Raw genomic sequence first — 16,897 nt, forward strand, 5'->3', positions numbered from 1 at the left:
ATTCCTGAGCGCTTACGACGGCTTGGGCGCAAACAGGCTGCACCAGCCCTCCGGGCTGATTTTGCCCTCGACGACCTTGCAGCCCTCGGGCGGCTCGAAGAGCACGCAGTCCACACACTTCTGCCCGTTCTTGGGGGTGTCCTGATACTGCACCGCCTCTTGCTTCGCCTTGCCCTGCGCACTGGCGCGGTCGCTTGCGATCAGCGTTGCCGCCGGCAGTGTCAGTGTCGCGGCGGACAGCTTGAGAAATCTCCGCCGCGTCATGTCCTGATTTCGCTCGCTCATGGCCGATTTACCTCATCGGGTTGAAAATCGTCTCTGATATTCAGACTAGCCCGGGAATGTGGCTTTGCCGGCCTTTCGGATCGAGATGAGATTGATAATCGGTCGTGCTAACAGCCGCGCCCGCAACCGCGCGGACTATCCCGATTGGCGGCGGCAATTGCAGCGATATTATTCGACAGTATCCGGCCAGGGAAGTTGGATACTGATCTGCAGGCCCCCGCCGGCGCGGTTGTGCAGCTGAATACGTCCGCCGTGGGCGTCGACTATCTCGCGGCACAGCGCCAGGCCGAGACCTGCGCCCTGGGGTTTGGTGGAATAGAAAGGCAGCAGGGCCTGTTGCAGCACCTTATCGCTCATGCCGCAGCCGCGATCGCGTACCACGAGCTCCTGGCCGCGGGCATCCGCGCGGATCTGCAGCTGCGTATACTCGGGATCGCTGCCGGCCTCGGCGGCATTCTTGAACAGGTTCAGCAGTGCCTGCTCCATCTGCACCGGGTCGAAATAACCGGGGCGGCTGGGCAGGTTGTCCTGTAGCGTGAACTGGTGCAGTGGCGCTATACGATCGATCAACTGCTGCCACTGCACGGTTTCGCAACTGGGCGCCGGCAGTTTCGCGAAGCGCGCGTAGCCCTGCGTGAATTCGGTCAGGTGGCGGCAGCGCTCGGCGATAATATCGAACACCTTTTCCAGTGACTGGAACTTATCCGGCTGCTGAATCAGCAGTTTGCCGCTGTGAGCCATCGAGGATATCGGGGCCAGAGAGTTGTTCAGCTCGTGGCTGATCAGGCGAATGACTTTTTTCCACACCTGGACCTCGGCGCGGGTCAGCTCGCGGGTCATTTCTCGGATAACGATCAGCCGGTGCCGCTGTGCATTGAGCACAAAGGTGCTGTTGCCGATATGGATTGTCTGGGTGCTGTCGCTATCGCTGTAGCTGAACAGGCCGTCTTCGCCCGTGGAAATGGCGTCGGCCAGTTCCTGCGGGCAGCGCGGCAGCAGCCGTTCCAGCGTCAGGCCTTGAATAGGTTTGCCGCCGTTCAGCAGGTGCCGCGCGCTGCTGTTGGCGTAGATGATGTGTTCGCCCTGATCCATCAGCAGCAGGGCCTGGGGAGAACTCTGGATCACCGTATCCAGCAGCAGTTCACGCTGATAAATATGCGCGCGCTCGCGGCGCAGTATTTCGCCCACCTCGTTGTACAGCCTGGCCAGCTGCCCCAGCTGGTCACTGCGCTCGACCGCGAGCGAGATGGAAAAGTCGCCGTCGCGGAAATTCAGCAGGCCGCCCTCGAGTGCGTCCAGGTGGCGGGTCAGCGGTCCGGTTACGAAGCGCAGTGAGAAGAGTACGGCCAGCAGTGCGAGCAGAATCCCCGAAACCCAGGCGAGGCCGGGATCGAAACCGAAAAACAGCAGGGCAAACGGAATACTGGTGCCGACAGTGACGGCGGCAATGGAGATGGCAGCAATTCGCCCTTCCAGTGACGTAGGCGCGGGCATCAATAGGGAATCCCGTATTTATCCAGGCGGCGGTACAGCGCCTGCCGGCTCATGCCCAGTTCCCGCGCGGCCTGGGCGATAACGCCGTTGCAGCTGGCCAGCGTCTGCTCAAGCAGCTCGCGGCTGGGCTCGAAACTGACCTCCACCTTGTCGGCCAGCTGTTGCGCCGGCAGAGCCAGGGTTTCCTCTTCGATGGTTTGCGACTGACTCAACACGGATGCCCGTTGCATGGTGTTCTGCAGCTCGCGCACATTGCCCGGCCAGCGATAGCGCATCAGCGCCGACTGCGCCTGGGGCGACAGCTGTTTGCCGCCGCCGTTGGCAAGGAATGCGCGCGCCAGCGGCAGTATGTCTTCCGGCCTGTCGCACAGCGGTGGCAGCCGCAGTTCGATTACATTCAGGCGATAGAAGAGGTCCTGGCGAAAATTCCCCTCGGCAATCTGCCGCGGCAGGTCGCTGTTGGTGGCGCTGATGACGCGCACCCTGACCTTGCGTGTCTGGCTGCTGCCGAGACGCTGGAACTCGCCGGTCTGCAGTACCCGCAGCAGTTTTACCTGGCCGCTGGCGGACAGCTCGCCTATCTCGTCCAGGAACAGGGTGCCGCCGTCGGCGGCCTCGAAGCGGCCCTGGCGCGCGCGATTGCCGGCACCGGTATAGGCCCCCGGCTCGGCGCCGAACAGCTCCGCCTCCATCAGCTCTTCCGGCAGCGCGCCGACATTGACCTTGATATAGGGGCCGTCCCTGAGCGGCGAGTTGGCCTGTACTATATCGGCGATCTTCTCCTTGCCGGCGCCGTTGGGGCCGGTGATCAGCAGCGGCACTTCGGACCTGGCCACCTGGGTGGCCATTTCCAGCAGCTTCTGCATGGCGTCGCTGCGGTAGACGATGCCCTGCAGGTCGAAATCCTCATTCAACTGCTGGCGTGCCTGCAGCGCCTGCTGTTGGGTTTTGCGCTGCTGCTCCTGTAGCTCGCTCAGCTCGAGCAGGTTGTTGACCGTCGAAATCAGCTTGTTGTCGTCCCAGGGTTTGCCGATATAGTCGGCCGCGCCGGCCTTGACCAGCTCCACGGCCATTTCCAGCTGGGTCCAGGCGGTCAGCAGAATCACCGGCAGATCCGGCTTGATGTCCCGAATGGCGAAGAACAGCTCGCGGCCCTCCTCGCCGGAGGTGGTGTCTGCGGTGAAGTTCATATCCTGGATGACCAGGCTGATATCCGGGTGCTCGCGCAGCAGCTGCAGGCCGGCCTGTGGCGTGATCGCGCTGACGGTTTCTATCTGGTGCAGGGACAGCAGTAGTTCCAGGGCGGAGATGATGCCCTGGTTGTCGTCGATAATCAGTACCTTGTCCATCTTTCCCTGCTTTTTACCTGGCTCTCTAGCTGTCCATCGTAGGAGCGGCCTCTGGTCGCGATCAGACTTCCAGTTTACCCGGATATCGATCGCGGCCAAGAGCCGCTCGTACACCATGTGCGAATAAACAAGAAAGCGGCTCCTTGACCCGCCTTCATTGAAATCAAACGCTGCGCGTGGCCGTAGCCGGCGAGATATTTGCCGCGCGCATTGCCGGAACCAGTGCCGCCGCCAAGCTGACGCCGAGCAGCATTAACGCGCAGACCAGCATCACGGGCAACGACAGCGCCGGCTGGTGATAGTTGGCGACCATAAAGTGGTTGCCTATCTGTGCCGCGGCCATGCCGATGGCGATGCCGGTGCCGGCAATCAGCAGGTTTTCCAGCAGGAAGTAGCGGCTGATATTCGCGCGGGTGGCGCCCAGGGCGCGGCGCACGCCGATCTGCTTGCGGCGCTGGTTGATCCAGAAGAAGGTCAGGCCGACGATACCCAGCGCGATGATAAAGGTCAGCATCACGATGACCACGGAGAGTACCTTGACCATCAGATTGTCCGTTGCGTAGCTCTCGGCCATATAGTCCGAGAGAGGCTTGATATCGATGACCCGGTTGGGATCCCTCTGTGCAAGTTTTTCCTCGACCAGTTTGAGTACCCGGTCTCTTTGGCCCGGTTCTGCGCGAATCAGGTGGCGGCCGAAAGTGAAGGAAGACATGGCGGGGTAGAAGGCCACGTTGCCCGCCCGGGACCAGCCCACCCAGGCGCCCAGGTGACGATCTATGATACCGATGATTTCTATCGGATTGTCGCCGCCGGTATAAATAAATTTACCCAGTGCGTCTCCTTCCGGAAACAGCTTTTCGGCAAACTGTCTGGTGACTATGGTGACCTTGGGCCTGTACTGTACGTTCGGGTCGCGTACCTCCATATCGCCGTGCGTGAAGCTCCGGCCCGCGATCAGTTCCAGTCCCAGCGTCTCGATGAATTCCGGCCCGGTGAAATAGATATTCGCAACCTCGTCGTCTATCTGCTGGTTGGGCTCGCGGTAGAAGTCGTTCGCCGAGCCGGAACCGGACAGCGGGATATGGTTGGTGTGCACGGCATTCACGACGCCGGGAAGAGTGCGCAGCATGTCCAGGTCTGCGCTCGCCATGGCGGGGATGTCGGCATCCGAGCGGGTCGGGAAGTAGGTGGCCGCGATAAGGTCCTCCACAGGCATGCCGGTCGGGCGCGCAATCTTGTCCTGACGGTCGCCGACAATAATGCTGGCATTGCCGACGATGGCCAGGGTCAGTGCCAGCTGCACCGCGATCAGCAGCGCCGCCATTTTGTTGCGCCAAAGGGCGGACAACATGGGTTTCAATTCAAACATGGCGCTGTCCTCACTGGGTTTTCAGATAGATCGACGGGTTGGTGCGGCTGATACGCCAGGCCGGGTAGAGGCCTGCCAGCAGGCTGGCGACGACTGCCAGGCCGATGGCCGAAAACATCATCACCCAGTCCATATGGGCGATGCGATCGGCGAAGCCCATGGCGAGACTTTTCACCGCGGCCAGTCCGATCATGCTGAGCAGTATGCCGATCAGACCGCCGATAATGCCGATACAGGCACTCTCTATCAGGTGTTGGGTAAATATCGCGTTGCGGCTCGCGCCCAGTGCGCGGCGCACACCCGCCTCCGGTGCCTTGCGCAGGAACTTGGCCAGCAGCAGCGCGACCGCGTTGACCACGCACACCAGCAGGAATGCCAGCGACAGCCAGCCGAGTACGCGGTTGTCGTCGCGCAGTACCTGGTTGACCACCAGCCACTCCGACGGCCGGGTAAGGCCGAACTTGAGCGGGCGTTCGAAGCGCCCCTGGGCCTTCTGTTCCTGGATATAGCCGCTCAGGAAATTCTCGTAGCGCTGTTTCTGCTCATCGGTTTCCAATTCCACCCAGTATTGGATCCAGACGCTCTCGCTCTGCAGGAAGCCCTCGAAACCCTCCAGATCTCCCTCGTGCTTCCAGGCGTTGGTATTGCCCCAGCTGTAGATCTCCAGCTTGCGGTGCAGCCCGAAGGGGATATAAAGCGCTTCCGAGTCATTGAAGGCGCCATTGTTCAGGTCGTGTACCTTGGGCACCGGGTTCCAGTCTTCGATAACGCCGATGACGGTAAATGGGTGCCCGTCCAGGTTGATCGACTTGCCAACGCTGTCCTCACCGCCAAACAGTTTCTCGTTGGTCTTGCGGGTGAGGACTACCTGTTGCACGGGATTGTGATCGGCGCTTTTCTCCCAGGTGGCGCCGTACAGAAAATTCACATCGAACAGCGCAAAGAAATCCCGCGTCGTGACCCGAGTCTCGCCGATAAACGGGCGCAGTTCCGAGTCGTCGACGGTTACCGTGGCACCCCAGCGGTGCATGGCCACCTGGCGGCTGGGAATGTCCGAGCGCAGCAGTGCCTGGGCGTCCCGGTAGGTCAGTTCCCAGGGCATGCGTGTGAGGTTGCTGTCGCCCTGGTAGGAGGCGTTGGGATCCCAGCCGTCCAGCTGCACCGCGTAGAGCACTTCGTCCTTATGGGACAGGGCGTTCTGGGACATCATATAGTTGACGGTCAGCACCGTCATGGATGCGCCGACGCCGACGGCGATGGCGGCGACCATCAGCGCGCTCAATATCGGCGTGCCGCGCAGGCTGCGCATCGCCAGGGAGATATAGTAGCCAAGCATTATTTTTTCCTCAGGCGGTTGCGGCTTCTGCGGTGGCACTTCGGTGCAGATCGGCAACCTGTCCGTCGACAATCTGGATATTGCGGTGTGCGCGCCGCGCCAGGTCCGGATCGTGGGTGACCATGACGATGGTGGTGCCCCACTCGTTGATAAATTCCAGCAGTTCCATCACCTGGCGCGCCATCAGCGAGTCCAGGTTGCCGGTGGGTTCATCCGCGAGCAGGAAGCGCGGTTCGCCGGCCAGCGCGCGGGCGATGGCGACGCGCTGCTGCTGGCCGCCGGACAGCTGCGCCGGCAGATGCCTGGCGCGCGCCGACAGACCGACCTGTTCCAATACCTTCTCGATACGCTTCTTGCGCTCCTTGGCGTTGAAGCCGCGGTAGCGCAGCGGCACGTCGATATTGTCGAACAGATTCAGGTCCGGGATCAGGTTGAAGCCCTGGAAGATAAAGCCGATCTTCTCGTTGCGCAGGCGCGAGCGCGCCCGGTCGTTGAGGCCGCTGACGTCCTCGCCGTCGAGCAGGTACTGGCCGCCGGTGGGGGTTTCCAGCAGGCCGGCGATATTCAGGAAGGTGGTCTTGCCGGAACCGCTGGGGCCGGTGACCGATACGAATTCCCCCTCGGACACCTCCAGGCTGAAATCGCGCAGCGCGTGGGTTTCTATGGCGTCGGTGCGGTAGCTTTTGCGGATATTGTGCATTTTCAGCATGGGGTTTCCCTGTCGTTAGTTCTGATTTCTCGGTGCCTTGATTCTGATTTCGGTGGCGGTCCCGCTGCCGGTAAGCGTTTGCGGGACACGCTGTAAATACTTCCCTGTACGCTCTCCGCGGCCATCCATGGCCGTGAAAGGTCCCGCAAACGCTTACCGGCATCGGAACCTTCACATCAAACTTTGGGCTATTTCGTTTTTATTCCTTCAGTGCGACCAGCTGCGCCTTCTCCAACTCCTCGGCGGCGGAGACGATGATCTGGTCCCCCACATCGAGGCCGGAGACGATTTCCACCTGGTTCAGGCCCAGGGCGCCTATCTGGATGGGGACCCGCTCCGCCTGCGCATCGCCGTTCAGGCGGAACACATAGCGGCCGCCGCCCTGGTCGAGGAAGGCGCCGCGCTTGACCAGCATCACGTTCTCGCGGTTCTCCAGCAGTATGCGCGCGGTCAGGCGCAGGTTCTGGCGCAGCTTCTGCGGCTGGCCGTCGGTGAAACGCACGCGGGCCTGCACCTGGTTGTCGATCACTTCCGGGGATATCGCGGTGATCTCACCGGGCAGCTTTTTGCCGCTGAGGTTGATCTCCACCGCCATATTCAGGCCCAGGTCGTCGGCGTAGTTTTCCGGCACCGCGGCCTCCAGTTCGAAACTGGTCAGGTCCACCACGGTGATCAGCGGCACATTGGCGGCCACGGCGCTGCGCTGGGCCACGGCGAGGCTGCCGATGGTGCCGTCCAGCGGCGACAGGATTTTCAGGTCGCGCACCCGGCGCTCCAGCTCCTGCACCTGCAGCTTCTGCTGGGAGACCTGCAGTTCCAGAGTCCGGGTCTCGAAGGCGAGGGATTCCTTTTCCAGCTCGGCGTTCTGCACCGCCTGTTGGTATTCCAGTTGGGCGCGCGCCAGGTCGTCGCTGGCCTTTTCGAAATCGAGGCGTGAGATGATCTGTTTCTGCATGGACAGTTCGGCGCGCTTCAGCTCGCGCTGGGCGGCGGTCAGGTTGACCTTGGCCAGATCCGCCTTCTGGCGGTTTTCCAGCTGCTGGCGCTTGGCCTGGATCTTCTGCCGCTGCAGTTCCACCGAGAGCTTGTTCAGCAGGGCCTTTTCCTGGGCCAGCTGATTGGACACTTCCGGGCTGTCCACCTCCGCCAGCAGTTGCCCCCGGGTGACCGTGTCACCGGCCTGGACCGCGAACTTGACGATACCCTGGGCGGGGCTGTACAGGGTGGGGCTGTTGGCGGCCACCACCTTGCCCTGGACCACCAGGTCGCGCACCAGGTCGCCGCGCTGTACTTCGGCGATATTGATGCGCGTCAGGGACAGGGTGCCGTCCACCGAGCCGCTGGCGCGCCAGGCGCTGGCGCCCCAGCCGAGGAAGGCGACGGCGAGGAGCGCGGCGGCACCGGCCTTCAGTATTTTGGGGTTCTTCCACGCCGGCGCAGCGGCGATTCGTACGTCCTGTCCGGAGGTGTCTCTGATCATTGCCGTTTTCCGTCTCTTATCTTTCCGGTGTGCGGCGCGCCGACAGGGAATCTGACGCGCGCAGGCCGAATCTGGATGCAGGGGCGCCGCTGTGCTTTCCCCGCTTGGGACTGTGGAGGGCAAGGGCCGTGCCAGTTTTGCAGGCTCTTTTAACCACTTGAAATACAAGGCATTTTTGGGGTTTTTCGGCCGGCGCGCGAGCGGCCGGGTGTCCGCTCCGGGTGTCCGCTGTCCGGCGGGTGGCGGCCGGACAGTGAGCATCATTTGTGGTAGAGTGCGCGGCCTTTTTTTGACCAACTCCGACTGTTGTTTCCTATGCTTCCTTCGATCCTGTCCTCAACCAAGGCCGACTGGTTCGGCAATATCCGCCGCGATGTGCTCGCGGGCCTGGTGGTGGCACTGGCGCTGATCCCCGAGGCCATCGCCTTCTCGATTATCGCCGGGGTGGACCCGCGGGTCGGCCTCTACGCCTCCTTCTGTATCGCGGTGGTGATCGCCTTCGTCGGCGGCCGCCCGGGCATGATCTCCGCGGCCACCGGCGCCATGGCGCTGCTGATGGTGACGCTGGTGAAGGAGCACGGCCTGCAGTACCTGCTGGCGGCGACGCTGCTGACCGGGGTGCTGCAGATTGTGGCCGGCTACCTGAAGTTGGGCAGCCTGATGAGTTTCGTCTCGCGGGCGGTGGTGGCCGGTTTCGTGAATGCGCTGGCGATACTGATCTTCCTGGCGCAGCTGCCGGAACTCACCGATGTGACCTGGCATGTCTACGCGATGACCGCCGCCGGCCTCGGCATCATCTACCTGTTCCCGCACATCCCGGTGATCGGCAGGGTGGTGCCGTCGCCGCTGGTGTGCATACTGCTGCTGACCGCGGTGGCGGTGACCCTGGGGCTGGATATCCGCACCGTCGGCGATATGGGCGAGCTGCCGGACACGCTGCCGGTGTTCCTGTGGCCGGATGTGCCGCTGAATTTCGAGACGCTGCAGATCATCTTCCCCTATTCCGCCGGCCTGGCGGTGGTGGGCCTGCTGGAATCCCTGATGACGGCCACCATCGTCGACGACCTGACCGATACGCCCAGTGACAAGAACCGCGAGTGCAAGGGCCAGGGTATCGCCAATATCGCCACCGGCCTGATGGGCGGCATGGCCGGCTGTGCGATGATCGGCCAGTCGGTGATCAACGTGAAATCCGGCGGCCGCGGGCGCCTGTCCACCCTGGTGGCCGGTGTCGGCCTGCTGACGCTGGTGGTCTTCCTCAGCGACTGGGTGGCGGTGATCCCGATGGCCGCGCTGGTGGCGGTGATGATCATGGTGTCCATCGGCACCTTCAACTGGGAATCCATCCGCAACCTGAAGCGCTATCCGCTGTCCACCAATCTGGTGATGCTGGCCACGGTAATCGTGGTAGTGTGGACCCACAACCTGGCCTATGGTGTATTTGTCGGCGTGCTGCTGGCATCGCTGTTTTTCGCCAACAAGGTGAGCCACTTTATGTATGTGGCCAGCGAGTTGGACGAGGCGGCGGGCTGCCGCACTTACCGGGTGGTGGGGCAGGTGTTCTTCAATTCCGCCGACAAGTTCGTGGACGCGTTCGATTTCAAGGAAGTGGTGGACAAGGTGGTGATCGACCTGAGCCGCGCCCACTTCTGGGATATTTCCGCGGTGCACGCGCTGGACAAGGCAGTGGTGAAATTCCGCCGCGAGGGCGCCCAGGTGGAGCTGATCGGATTGAATGAGGCCAGCGAGACCATCGTCGACCGCTTCGGCGTGCACGACAAGCCGGAAGAGATAGAGAGGGTCCTGGGAGGACATTGATGACCGTCAACAGTAGTGCCGATAACAATAACAGCATGAACAATAAAGAAGTCAACGGACACAGCCAGCGGGCCCAGGATCCAGTGGTGCTTTCCTGTATCGACGGCTCACAGTATACGGGCGCCGTGTGCGACTACGCGGCCTGGATAGCGGCCAGTATCGGGGCGCCGCTGAAACTGCTGCACAATATCGAGCGCGGCAATGTGCCGGCGGTGGCGGACCTGACCGGCAGTATCGGCCTCGGTAGCCAGGAGGAGCTGCTCGAGGAGCTGACCGCGCTGGAGCAGCAACGCTCGCGCCTGATGGTGCAGCAGGGCAAGCTGATGCTGCAGGCGGCGCGGGAGCGCGCCGAGCAGGCCGGGGTGCAGCAGGTCATCACCTGCCAGCGCCACGACACCCTGAGCGAGTCGGTGGTCGAACTGGAAGACAGTATCCGCGTGCTGGTGCTCGGCATCCGCGGCGAGGAACACGGCGGTGCCGAGCGCGGACTGGGCGCGCAGCTGGAGACGGTGGTGCGCTCGCTGCACAGGCCCATCCTGGTGGTCAACCGGGATTTCCAGCCGCCGGGCCGCATCATGCTCGCCTACGACGGCAGCGAGGCCGCGCGCAAGGCGCTGGCGCTGGTGTCCGAGAGCCCGCTCTTCCGCAATCTGTCCTGTCACCTGGTCCACGTGGGTTCAGCGGAGGTCGCCGAGGGCCTGCTGGCGGAGGCCAGCGCGGCGCTGGACGACGCCGGCCTGGCGGTAACCGCGAGCCGCCTGGAGGGGCGCACCGTCGAGGCGCTGACCGCCTATCAGGCACAGCACGGTATAGACCTGACCGTGATGGGCGCCTTCAGCCACAACCGCCTGCGCGACCTGCTGATGGGCAGTATTACCGCGAAGATGTTGTTGAGCACCCGGCAGCCGCTGTTGTTGTTGCGCTAATCGTATTGAATCCGCAGGCGCCCGCTTGCGGGTGGGCGGAAAGCGGTAAGCCCGAAGCTATTCGCCCGCCGGCAAGCCCCATCGCCGGAATCGCGGCCATGGCCCGCGGGAGGCAGGAGCGGTCCGCCGCGCTCACCGCCCCGGGGCCAAGGGTTCGGTGACCACGCTACAGCCCCTCTGCGTCCGACACCTCCTGCGGCAGCACGAACCAGCGCAGCCGCTCCACCTCGGCGGGCAGTTCCAGGCTGTAGCGGATACCCTCGCGCCGCTCGCGGCGCAGCTCCCGCTCCGCCAGGGCCAGTTGTTCGCGCAGGCAGAATTTTTCCGGCGCCGGGGCCTGTCGCGGCGCCGCGGCCAGCCGCTCGAAATCGATTTCCGCGAGGCTGGCGGCGGGGCGGGTGCGGGTGTCCTGGTAGCGCCAGACGCCGTGTTCGGCGTCGAAGCGGTAGTAGGGCAGCAGCCTCCAGCCGTGTTCCGCCACCAGCTCAATTGCCCGCACCAGGTACTCGAGGGTGTCCTCGTCGATAAAGTAATTCAGGTTCAGGCGCACCCAGCCCGGGCGCAGCACCATATGCCCTTCGAGCAGCTGCGCCTCCAGCGCCTTGCTGTAGCCCATGTCCATGCCCAGCAAGCGGTGGCCGTAGGGGCCGGCGCAGGAGCAGCCGCCGCGGGCCTGGATACCGAAGAGGTCGTTCAGCAGTGCGACGACGAAGCCGTAGTGCAGGTCCCTGCCGCGCCATTTGATACGCAGCGAGGTGATGGACAGCCGCGGCGCCCTGGGGTTGCCGAGGATCTCGATGTTCTCGCACTCGGACCAGCGCGCCAGTGCGCGCTGCACCAGCGCCGTTTCGCGCCGCTCTATCTCCTCTGTACCCACCGCCCGCTGCAGCTTGAACACCAGGCCTGCGCGGATGGATTCGACGATGGCCGGGGTGCCGCCCTCCTCGCTGCGCTCCGCGTCGCTCAGGTAGCGGTGATCCTCCGGCGTCACGTAGAGCACCGTGCCGCCACCGGGCACGGCCGGAACCGAGTTGCTCAGCAGGCGCTGCTTGACGACCAGCACCCCCGGTGTGCCGGGACCGCCGATAAACTTGTGCGGGGAGATAAACACCGCGTCCTTGCTGCTGTCGCCGTCGGCGGTCTGCGCGCCGTGCATATCGATGCCCACATAGGGGGCGGCCGCGGCGTAGTCCCAGAAGGACAGGGCGCCGTGGCGGTGCAGCAGCCGCGCGGTGGCGTCCACATCGGTTTTTACGCCGGTCACGTTGGAGGCGGCGGAGAAGCTGCCGATCTTCAGCGGGCGCCCGGCGTAGGCGCGCAGTCGGGTTTCCAGTGCCCGCAGGTCGAGGGTGCCGTTTTCGTCCAGCGGGATACACACCACCTCGGCGATGCTCTCCCGCCACGGCAGTTCGTTGGAGTGGTGCTCGTAGGGGCCGATAAAGACCACCGGCCGCTCGCCGGGCGGAATATTTTCCAGCAGCCGGTAGCGCTGGTTCAGGTCTGCGGGCAGGCGCAGGTTGAGGATATCGATCAGCTTGTGGATGGCCGCGGTGGCGCCGGAGCCGCAGAAGATCACCCGGTCCTCCGGCCCCGCATTGACGGCGTGGCGGATCTCGTCGCGCGCCTCCTCGCGCAGCGCCGTGGTCTGGGCGCCGGTGTAGGAGGTCTCGGTGTGGGTGTTGGCGTAGTAGGGCAGCACCCGCTCGCGGATATAGTCCTCGATAAAGCTCAGTGCGCGCCCGGACGCAGTGTAGTCGGCGTAGACCAGCGGCTTGGTACCGAAGGGGGTCTGTATCGGCTGCAGATCGCCGATAACGGCATCGCGAATGGCTGTGATCAGTGAGTTCATGCCGGTTCCCGCAGAAAGACGAAGCGGTGACTATAAGAGGATAGGGGTGAAACAATGTCTCTTCCTGGACCGATCTGGTTGCTTTTTTCGGTTTGACGTTTCATCTTTTCGAAAAATTCGAGACAATGTGCCGGCAAAGTTGAATTAATAGAGACGATATCGGACCCGGCGGGTCGGGGGGATCAGTTGGCGGTGAAGATAGGCCGGCAGGACCGGCAGATTCTGGACCTGTTGCAGCGGGACGCGACCCTGTCGGTCGGCGATATCGCCGAGCGGGTCGGTATCTCTAAATCCGCCTGCTGGCGGCGCATCCACAAGCTGGAGGAGGCGGGGGTGATCCGGGAGCGGGTGACACTGCTGAACCAGGACAAGGTCAACCTGCCGCTGACGGTCTATATCGCGATCCGCACCAACCAGCACAACGACAGGTGGGCGGCGCAGTTCGGGCGGGTGGTGCAGGGTATCGCGGAAGTGCTGGAAGTGCACCGCATGAGCGGCGACCTGGATTACCTGGTCAAGGCGGTGGTGACGGATATGCCCGGCTACGACCGCCTGTACAAGGAGCTGATCAAGGCGGACCTGTTCGACGTCAGCTCCAGCTTCGTGATGGAGACGATGAAGCAGACCACACGACTGCCGCTGAACTATATCTCCGGCGGCTGAAACCGGCTCAGCCGCCTTTCCGGCGCAGCTGCTCGCGGATCCGAACCTCGCCCAGGATCCGGTCATTTGCGGGCACGCGCAGGCTGTTGCGGATTTCACTCCAGGTCCTGGAGTTCAGCCACAGGTTGAGCAGCAGCACGATCAGCATCGCGATAATCGCGCCGACACCCGCCAGCAGCATATCTTTCTGCGCATCCCAAATATCCCCCTGGCTGCCGAGAAACGCGAGCCCCAGTTCCGGCGACACCCTGGCCGCCGCCTGCCACTCGATAATCTCGTAGATGGAGGAGAGTGCGAAGGTGACATCGACCGGAAAGAAGTAGGCCCAGAAGCCGCGCAGCCCCGCCAGGCGTATCAGCACCTCGCGCACCGGGTAGGCGAGCAGCAGGCCGAAGCAGAGATGCACCAGGCGGTCGTACATATTGCGCTCGGCGCCGACCCACTGCCTCAGCGTCTCGCCGAAGGGCACTTCCGCATAGGTGTAGTGGGAGCCGATCACGTGCAGGCACATAAACAGCGTGATCAGCGTATAGGACACGTTCGAGAGCCGGAAGATACGCGCGGTGACCAGCACTACGGGCACCGAGATGAAGATCAGGTAGTTCTCCAGCAGCCAGTCCTCCGGGTGCAGCGGCTCCCAGGCGGCCCAGCACCAGGTCAGGGAAAAAACAGTGAGCAGAAAAATCTGGTAGCCGTAGCGCTGTAAAACATGCATCGCGATCGATCGGGACAACTCAGCGGGGTGTCTTCGCCCGGGGGAGGGGTTCTCGGGGGGCAGTTTAAATCATCGCGCCGGCTCAGTGTCACCTTCGCGACACCTGTTTGCGCGACCCGGATCTGCACGGGCACGGCGCGCCGCGCGCGACCGCGGGGTGCGGTCGCTTTGGCCGCGAACATGGATATTCTGGACAGGGAGGGCGCGCCACCGTGACTGCGGCTATGGGACTGAGGCCGCTCTGCCATTAGAATGCGCCGTTAGCGTGACCGAACAACCACGATTCCCAATCGAGAGGGGGAGACTGACAGGCATGATTATCCAGCCGAAAGTACGCGGTTTTATCTGCACTAACGCCCACCCGCAGGGCTGTGCCGCCAATGTGCGCGAGCAGATCGAATATATCCAATCCCAGCCGGCCATAGAGAATGGCCCCAAGAATGTGCTGGTCGTCGGCGCCTCCACCGGTTACGGCCTGGCCTCGCGCATCACCGCCGCCTTCGGCTGCGGCGCCAAGACCCTGGGCGTCTTCTTCGAGAAGCCGCCGACCGAGAAGCGCACCGCCTCCGCCGGCTACTACAATGCCGCCGCCTTTGAAGAGGCCGCGCACGAGGCCGGTCTCTACGCCAAGAGTATCAATGGCGACGCCTTCTCCGACGAGGTCAAGGCCCAGGCCATCGATATGATCAAGGCCGACATGGGCAAGGTGGATCTGGTGATCTACAGCCTGGCCTCGCCGCGGCGCAAGGACCCGAAGACCGGCGAGCTGTACAGCTCGGTGCTGAAGCCGATCGGCAAGTCCTACACCGCCAAGAACCTGAACACCGACAAGCTGGAAATCTCCGATATCACCGTGGAGCCCGCCAGCGAGGAGGAGATAGCCGCGACCGTCAAGGTCATGGGTGGCGAGGACTGGGAACTGTGGATGGACGCCCTCAATAAGGCCGGCGTGCTGGCGGACGACTGCAAGACCGTCGCCTACACCTATATCGGCGACAAGCTCACCTGGCCCATCTACGGCCACGCCACCATTGGCAAGGCCAAGGAGGACCTGGACCGCGCCGCCAAGGCGATTTCCGACAGCGGTGTGGCCGATGCCCATGTGGCGGTGCTGAAGGCGCTGGTGACCCAGTCCAGCTCCGCGATTCCGGTGATGCCGCTGTATATCTCCCTCGTCTACAAGGTGATGAAGGAGGAGGGCACCCACGAGGGCTGTATCGAGCAGCTGTATCGCCTCTACACCGAGGGCCTCTACACCGACAGCCCGCGCCTGGACGACACCAACCGCTTCCGCATGGACGACAGGGAGCTGCGCCCGGAGACCCAGGCCAAGATCGAGAAGCTGTGGCCGGAGGTGACCGAGGAAAACCTGTTCCAGCTGACCGACTACAAGGGCTACCAGGAGGACTTCCTGAAGCTGTTCGGTTTCGGTATCGACGGCATCGACTACGATGCCGATATCAGCCCGCTGGTCGAGGCGGATTTCAAATAAACCAGCTTTGTAGAAAAGACCTGAACTCGATGCGAAGGCCCTGATAGCCCGGCCATGGATGGCCGGGTCGCAAATCAAGCACTTAAGTGCTTGATTGGTCGTGGAGGGTTTGCGGACATGCGCCGCAAACCCGGGCTGAAAAAACTATGGATGGTTTTTTTCAGCAGCCTGCTAGCCGCCCCGATATTCTCTTACGAGCTCAATCTCCTGGGGCTGCCGGATCGACCGCGGCCACCGGCCGCTCCTACATTTCCTCTCCCCGAGCCTGCATAATCCCGCTCTTTGATCTGCAGGAGTCTCTCCATGGAATACCGCCAGCTCGGCACCACCGATCTCAATGTCAGCCTGATCTGCCTCGGCACCATGACCTACGGCGAGCAGAACACGGAGTCTGAGGCCTTCCGGCAGCTGGACTACGCGCTGGAGCAGGGGGTGAACTTTATCGACTGCGCCGAGATGTACCCGGTGCCGCCGCGGCCCGAGACCCAGGGGCGCACCGAGGAGATTATCGGCAACTGGCTGGCGGCGCGGGGCAGCCGCGACAGGGTCGTGCTGGCCACCAAGGTCACCGGGCGCGGCGATGCCAACTCCGGCGTGGCCCACATCCGCGGCGGTCCGCGCCTCTCCCGCGAACAGATACTGCAGGCCTGCGACGACTCCCTGGTGCGCCTGCGCACCGACTACATCGATCTCTACCAGGTGCACTGGCCCGAGCGCCAGACCAACTTCTTCGGGCGCCTCGGCTACACGCACGGCGGCGACGACGGTATCGCGATCGCCGAAACCCTGGATGCGCTGACGGAGCTGGTCGCGGCCGGCAAGGTGCGCCATATCGGCGTCTCCAACGAGACCCCCTGGGGCATGCACCGCTACCTGCGCCTGGCCGCGCACGGCAACAGGCCGCGTATCGCTTCCATCCAGAACCCCTACAGCTTGCTGAACCGCAGCTTCGAGATCGGCTGCGCGGAGATGGCGATCCGCGAGCAGTGCGGCCTGCTGGCCTATTCGCCGCTGGGCTTCGGCGTGCTGTCCGGCAAATACCTGGGCGGGCGCAGGCCCGAGGGCGCGCGCCTGACCCTGTACCAGCGCTTCCAGCGCTACACGGGCCCGCGCGCGCTGCAGGCTACCGAAGCCTATGTGAAACTCGCGCGCGAATACGGGCTGGACCCGGCGCAGATGGCGCTGGCCTTCGTGAACCGGCAGCCGTTCGTGACCTCGAACATCATCGGCGCCACCAGCATGGCGCAGCTCGAGCACAATATCGCCAGCGCCGAGCTGCAGCTGAACGACGAGCTGCTGGAGGCCATAGAGGCGGTGCATGCGGCCAACCCCAACCCGGCGCCCTGAGGGGCAACTGGGCCGCCCGGCGCTGGCTATCTATACTTTCTGCATCGGTTTTCCCCGCCGCCTGG

At 63.4% G+C, this 16,897-nt stretch carries 14 protein-coding genes; 5 read left to right on the top strand and 9 right to left on the bottom strand.

Annotation, left to right across the window (positions count from 1 at the left end):
• Positions 1 to 12 precede the first annotated feature (12 nt).
• The 7 genes from ACXAF3_RS12875 to ACXAF3_RS12905 all read right to left on the bottom strand — a co-directional run bounded on the left by ACXAF3_RS12875 (position 13) and on the right by ACXAF3_RS12905 (position 8,022).
• On the bottom strand, positions 13 to 285 hold the full coding sequence (locus ACXAF3_RS12875; RefSeq protein ID WP_475112714.1) for a high-potential iron-sulfur protein: 273 nt from the start codon (positions 283 to 285) through the stop codon (positions 13 to 15).
• Between the two features lie 168 nt (positions 286 to 453).
• The gene (locus ACXAF3_RS12880; RefSeq protein WP_475112715.1) at positions 454 to 1,779 is read right to left on the bottom strand and encodes a sensor histidine kinase; all 1,326 of its coding nucleotides are present in this window, start codon (positions 1,777 to 1,779) and stop codon (positions 454 to 456) included.
• The gene (locus ACXAF3_RS12885) at positions 1,779 to 3,128 is read right to left on the bottom strand and encodes a sigma-54-dependent transcriptional regulator (RefSeq protein WP_475112716.1); all 1,350 of its coding nucleotides are present in this window, start codon (positions 3,126 to 3,128) and stop codon (positions 1,779 to 1,781) included. The genes ACXAF3_RS12880 and ACXAF3_RS12885 overlap by 1 nt, the downstream gene beginning before the upstream one ends.
• A 163-nt stretch (positions 3,129 to 3,291) precedes the next feature.
• A complete protein-coding gene (locus tag ACXAF3_RS12890; RefSeq protein WP_475112717.1) occupies positions 3,292 to 4,497 on the bottom strand; it encodes an ABC transporter permease in 1,206 nt (401 codons plus the stop codon).
• Between the two features lie 10 nt (positions 4,498 to 4,507).
• The gene (locus ACXAF3_RS12895) at positions 4,508 to 5,833 is read right to left on the bottom strand and encodes an ABC transporter permease (RefSeq protein ID WP_475112718.1); all 1,326 of its coding nucleotides are present in this window, start codon (positions 5,831 to 5,833) and stop codon (positions 4,508 to 4,510) included.
• 10 nt (positions 5,834 to 5,843) lie between these two features.
• The gene (locus ACXAF3_RS12900) at positions 5,844 to 6,542 is read right to left on the bottom strand and encodes an ABC transporter ATP-binding protein (RefSeq protein ID WP_475112719.1); all 699 of its coding nucleotides are present in this window, start codon (positions 6,540 to 6,542) and stop codon (positions 5,844 to 5,846) included.
• Between the two features lie 199 nt (positions 6,543 to 6,741).
• Positions 6,742 to 8,022, bottom strand: a complete 1,281-nt coding sequence (locus tag ACXAF3_RS12905; protein ID WP_475112720.1) for an efflux RND transporter periplasmic adaptor subunit — start codon at positions 8,020 to 8,022, stop codon at positions 6,742 to 6,744.
• A gap of 315 nt (positions 8,023 to 8,337) precedes the next feature.
• Between ACXAF3_RS12905 and ACXAF3_RS12910 the strand changes: the two genes are divergently transcribed.
• Both ACXAF3_RS12910 and ACXAF3_RS12915 read left to right on the top strand, forming a co-directional pair.
• Positions 8,338 to 9,840, top strand: coding sequence for a SulP family inorganic anion transporter (locus ACXAF3_RS12910; RefSeq protein WP_475112721.1), 1,503 nt, complete (start codon positions 8,338 to 8,340; stop codon positions 9,838 to 9,840).
• A complete protein-coding gene (locus ACXAF3_RS12915; RefSeq protein ID WP_475112722.1) occupies positions 9,840 to 10,766 on the top strand; it encodes a universal stress protein in 927 nt (308 codons plus the stop codon). Before ACXAF3_RS12910 ends, ACXAF3_RS12915 begins: the two co-directional genes overlap by 1 nt.
• A 166-nt stretch (positions 10,767 to 10,932) precedes the next feature.
• Here ACXAF3_RS12915 and ACXAF3_RS12920 read toward each other — a convergent pair whose 3' ends face one another.
• Entirely contained in the window at positions 10,933 to 12,615 is a 1,683-nt protein-coding gene (locus ACXAF3_RS12920) for an aminotransferase class V-fold PLP-dependent enzyme (RefSeq protein ID WP_475112723.1), read from the bottom strand.
• A 192-nt stretch (positions 12,616 to 12,807) separates the two neighbouring features.
• Between ACXAF3_RS12920 and ACXAF3_RS12925 the strand changes: the two genes are divergently transcribed.
• Positions 12,808 to 13,278 carry an Lrp/AsnC family transcriptional regulator gene (locus ACXAF3_RS12925; RefSeq protein WP_475112761.1) on the top strand — a complete coding sequence of 157 codons (471 nt, stop codon included), beginning with the start codon at positions 12,808 to 12,810 and terminating at the stop codon, positions 13,276 to 13,278.
• A gap of 7 nt (positions 13,279 to 13,285) precedes the next feature.
• Here the strand turns inward: ACXAF3_RS12925 and ACXAF3_RS12930 are convergent, their stop codons facing one another.
• A complete protein-coding gene (locus tag ACXAF3_RS12930) occupies positions 13,286 to 13,993 on the bottom strand; it encodes a DUF2238 domain-containing protein (protein ID WP_475112724.1) in 708 nt (235 codons plus the stop codon).
• A 313-nt stretch (positions 13,994 to 14,306) separates the two neighbouring features.
• Between ACXAF3_RS12930 and fabV the strand changes: the two genes are divergently transcribed.
• Positions 14,307 to 15,485 (top strand): enoyl-ACP reductase FabV, encoded by a 1,179-nt coding sequence (gene fabV, locus ACXAF3_RS12935; protein WP_475112725.1) that lies wholly within the window; start codon positions 14,307 to 14,309, stop codon positions 15,483 to 15,485.
• A 303-nt stretch (positions 15,486 to 15,788) separates the two neighbouring features.
• Entirely contained in the window at positions 15,789 to 16,832 is a 1,044-nt protein-coding gene (locus tag ACXAF3_RS12940; RefSeq protein ID WP_475112726.1) for an NADP(H)-dependent aldo-keto reductase, read from the top strand.
• Positions 16,833 to 16,897: the final 65 nt, after the last annotated feature.

The organism is Microbulbifer sp. ABF4_143, assembly GCF_056160225.1.

Bases quoted from the DNA above. Each gene is read 5' to 3' on its own strand.
- ACXAF3_RS12875 (WP_475112714.1), bottom strand. From the start codon at position 285: ATGAGCGAGCGAAATCAGGACATGACGCGGCGGAGATTTCTCAAGCTG.
- ACXAF3_RS12880 (WP_475112715.1), bottom strand. From the start codon at position 1,779: ATGCCCGCGCCTACGTCACTGGAAGGGCGAATTGCTGCCATCTCCATT.
- ACXAF3_RS12885 (WP_475112716.1), bottom strand. From the start codon at position 3,128: ATGGACAAGGTACTGATTATCGACGACAACCAGGGCATCATCTCCGCC.
- ACXAF3_RS12890 (WP_475112717.1), bottom strand. From the start codon at position 4,497: ATGTTTGAATTGAAACCCATGTTGTCCGCCCTTTGGCGCAACAAAATG.
- ACXAF3_RS12895 (WP_475112718.1), bottom strand. From the start codon at position 5,833: ATGCTTGGCTACTATATCTCCCTGGCGATGCGCAGCCTGCGCGGCACG.
- ACXAF3_RS12900 (WP_475112719.1), bottom strand. From the start codon at position 6,542: ATGCTGAAAATGCACAATATCCGCAAAAGCTACCGCACCGACGCCATA.
- ACXAF3_RS12905 (WP_475112720.1), bottom strand. From the start codon at position 8,022: ATGATCAGAGACACCTCCGGACAGGACGTACGAATCGCCGCTGCGCCG.
- ACXAF3_RS12910 (WP_475112721.1), top strand. From the start codon at position 8,338: ATGCTTCCTTCGATCCTGTCCTCAACCAAGGCCGACTGGTTCGGCAAT.
- ACXAF3_RS12915 (WP_475112722.1), top strand. From the start codon at position 9,840: ATGACCGTCAACAGTAGTGCCGATAACAATAACAGCATGAACAATAAA.
- ACXAF3_RS12920 (WP_475112723.1), bottom strand. From the start codon at position 12,615: ATGAACTCACTGATCACAGCCATTCGCGATGCCGTTATCGGCGATCTG.
- ACXAF3_RS12930 (WP_475112724.1), bottom strand. From the start codon at position 13,993: ATGCATGTTTTACAGCGCTACGGCTACCAGATTTTTCTGCTCACTGTT.
- fabV (WP_475112725.1), top strand. From the start codon at position 14,307: ATGATTATCCAGCCGAAAGTACGCGGTTTTATCTGCACTAACGCCCAC.
- ACXAF3_RS12940 (WP_475112726.1), top strand. From the start codon at position 15,789: ATGGAATACCGCCAGCTCGGCACCACCGATCTCAATGTCAGCCTGATC.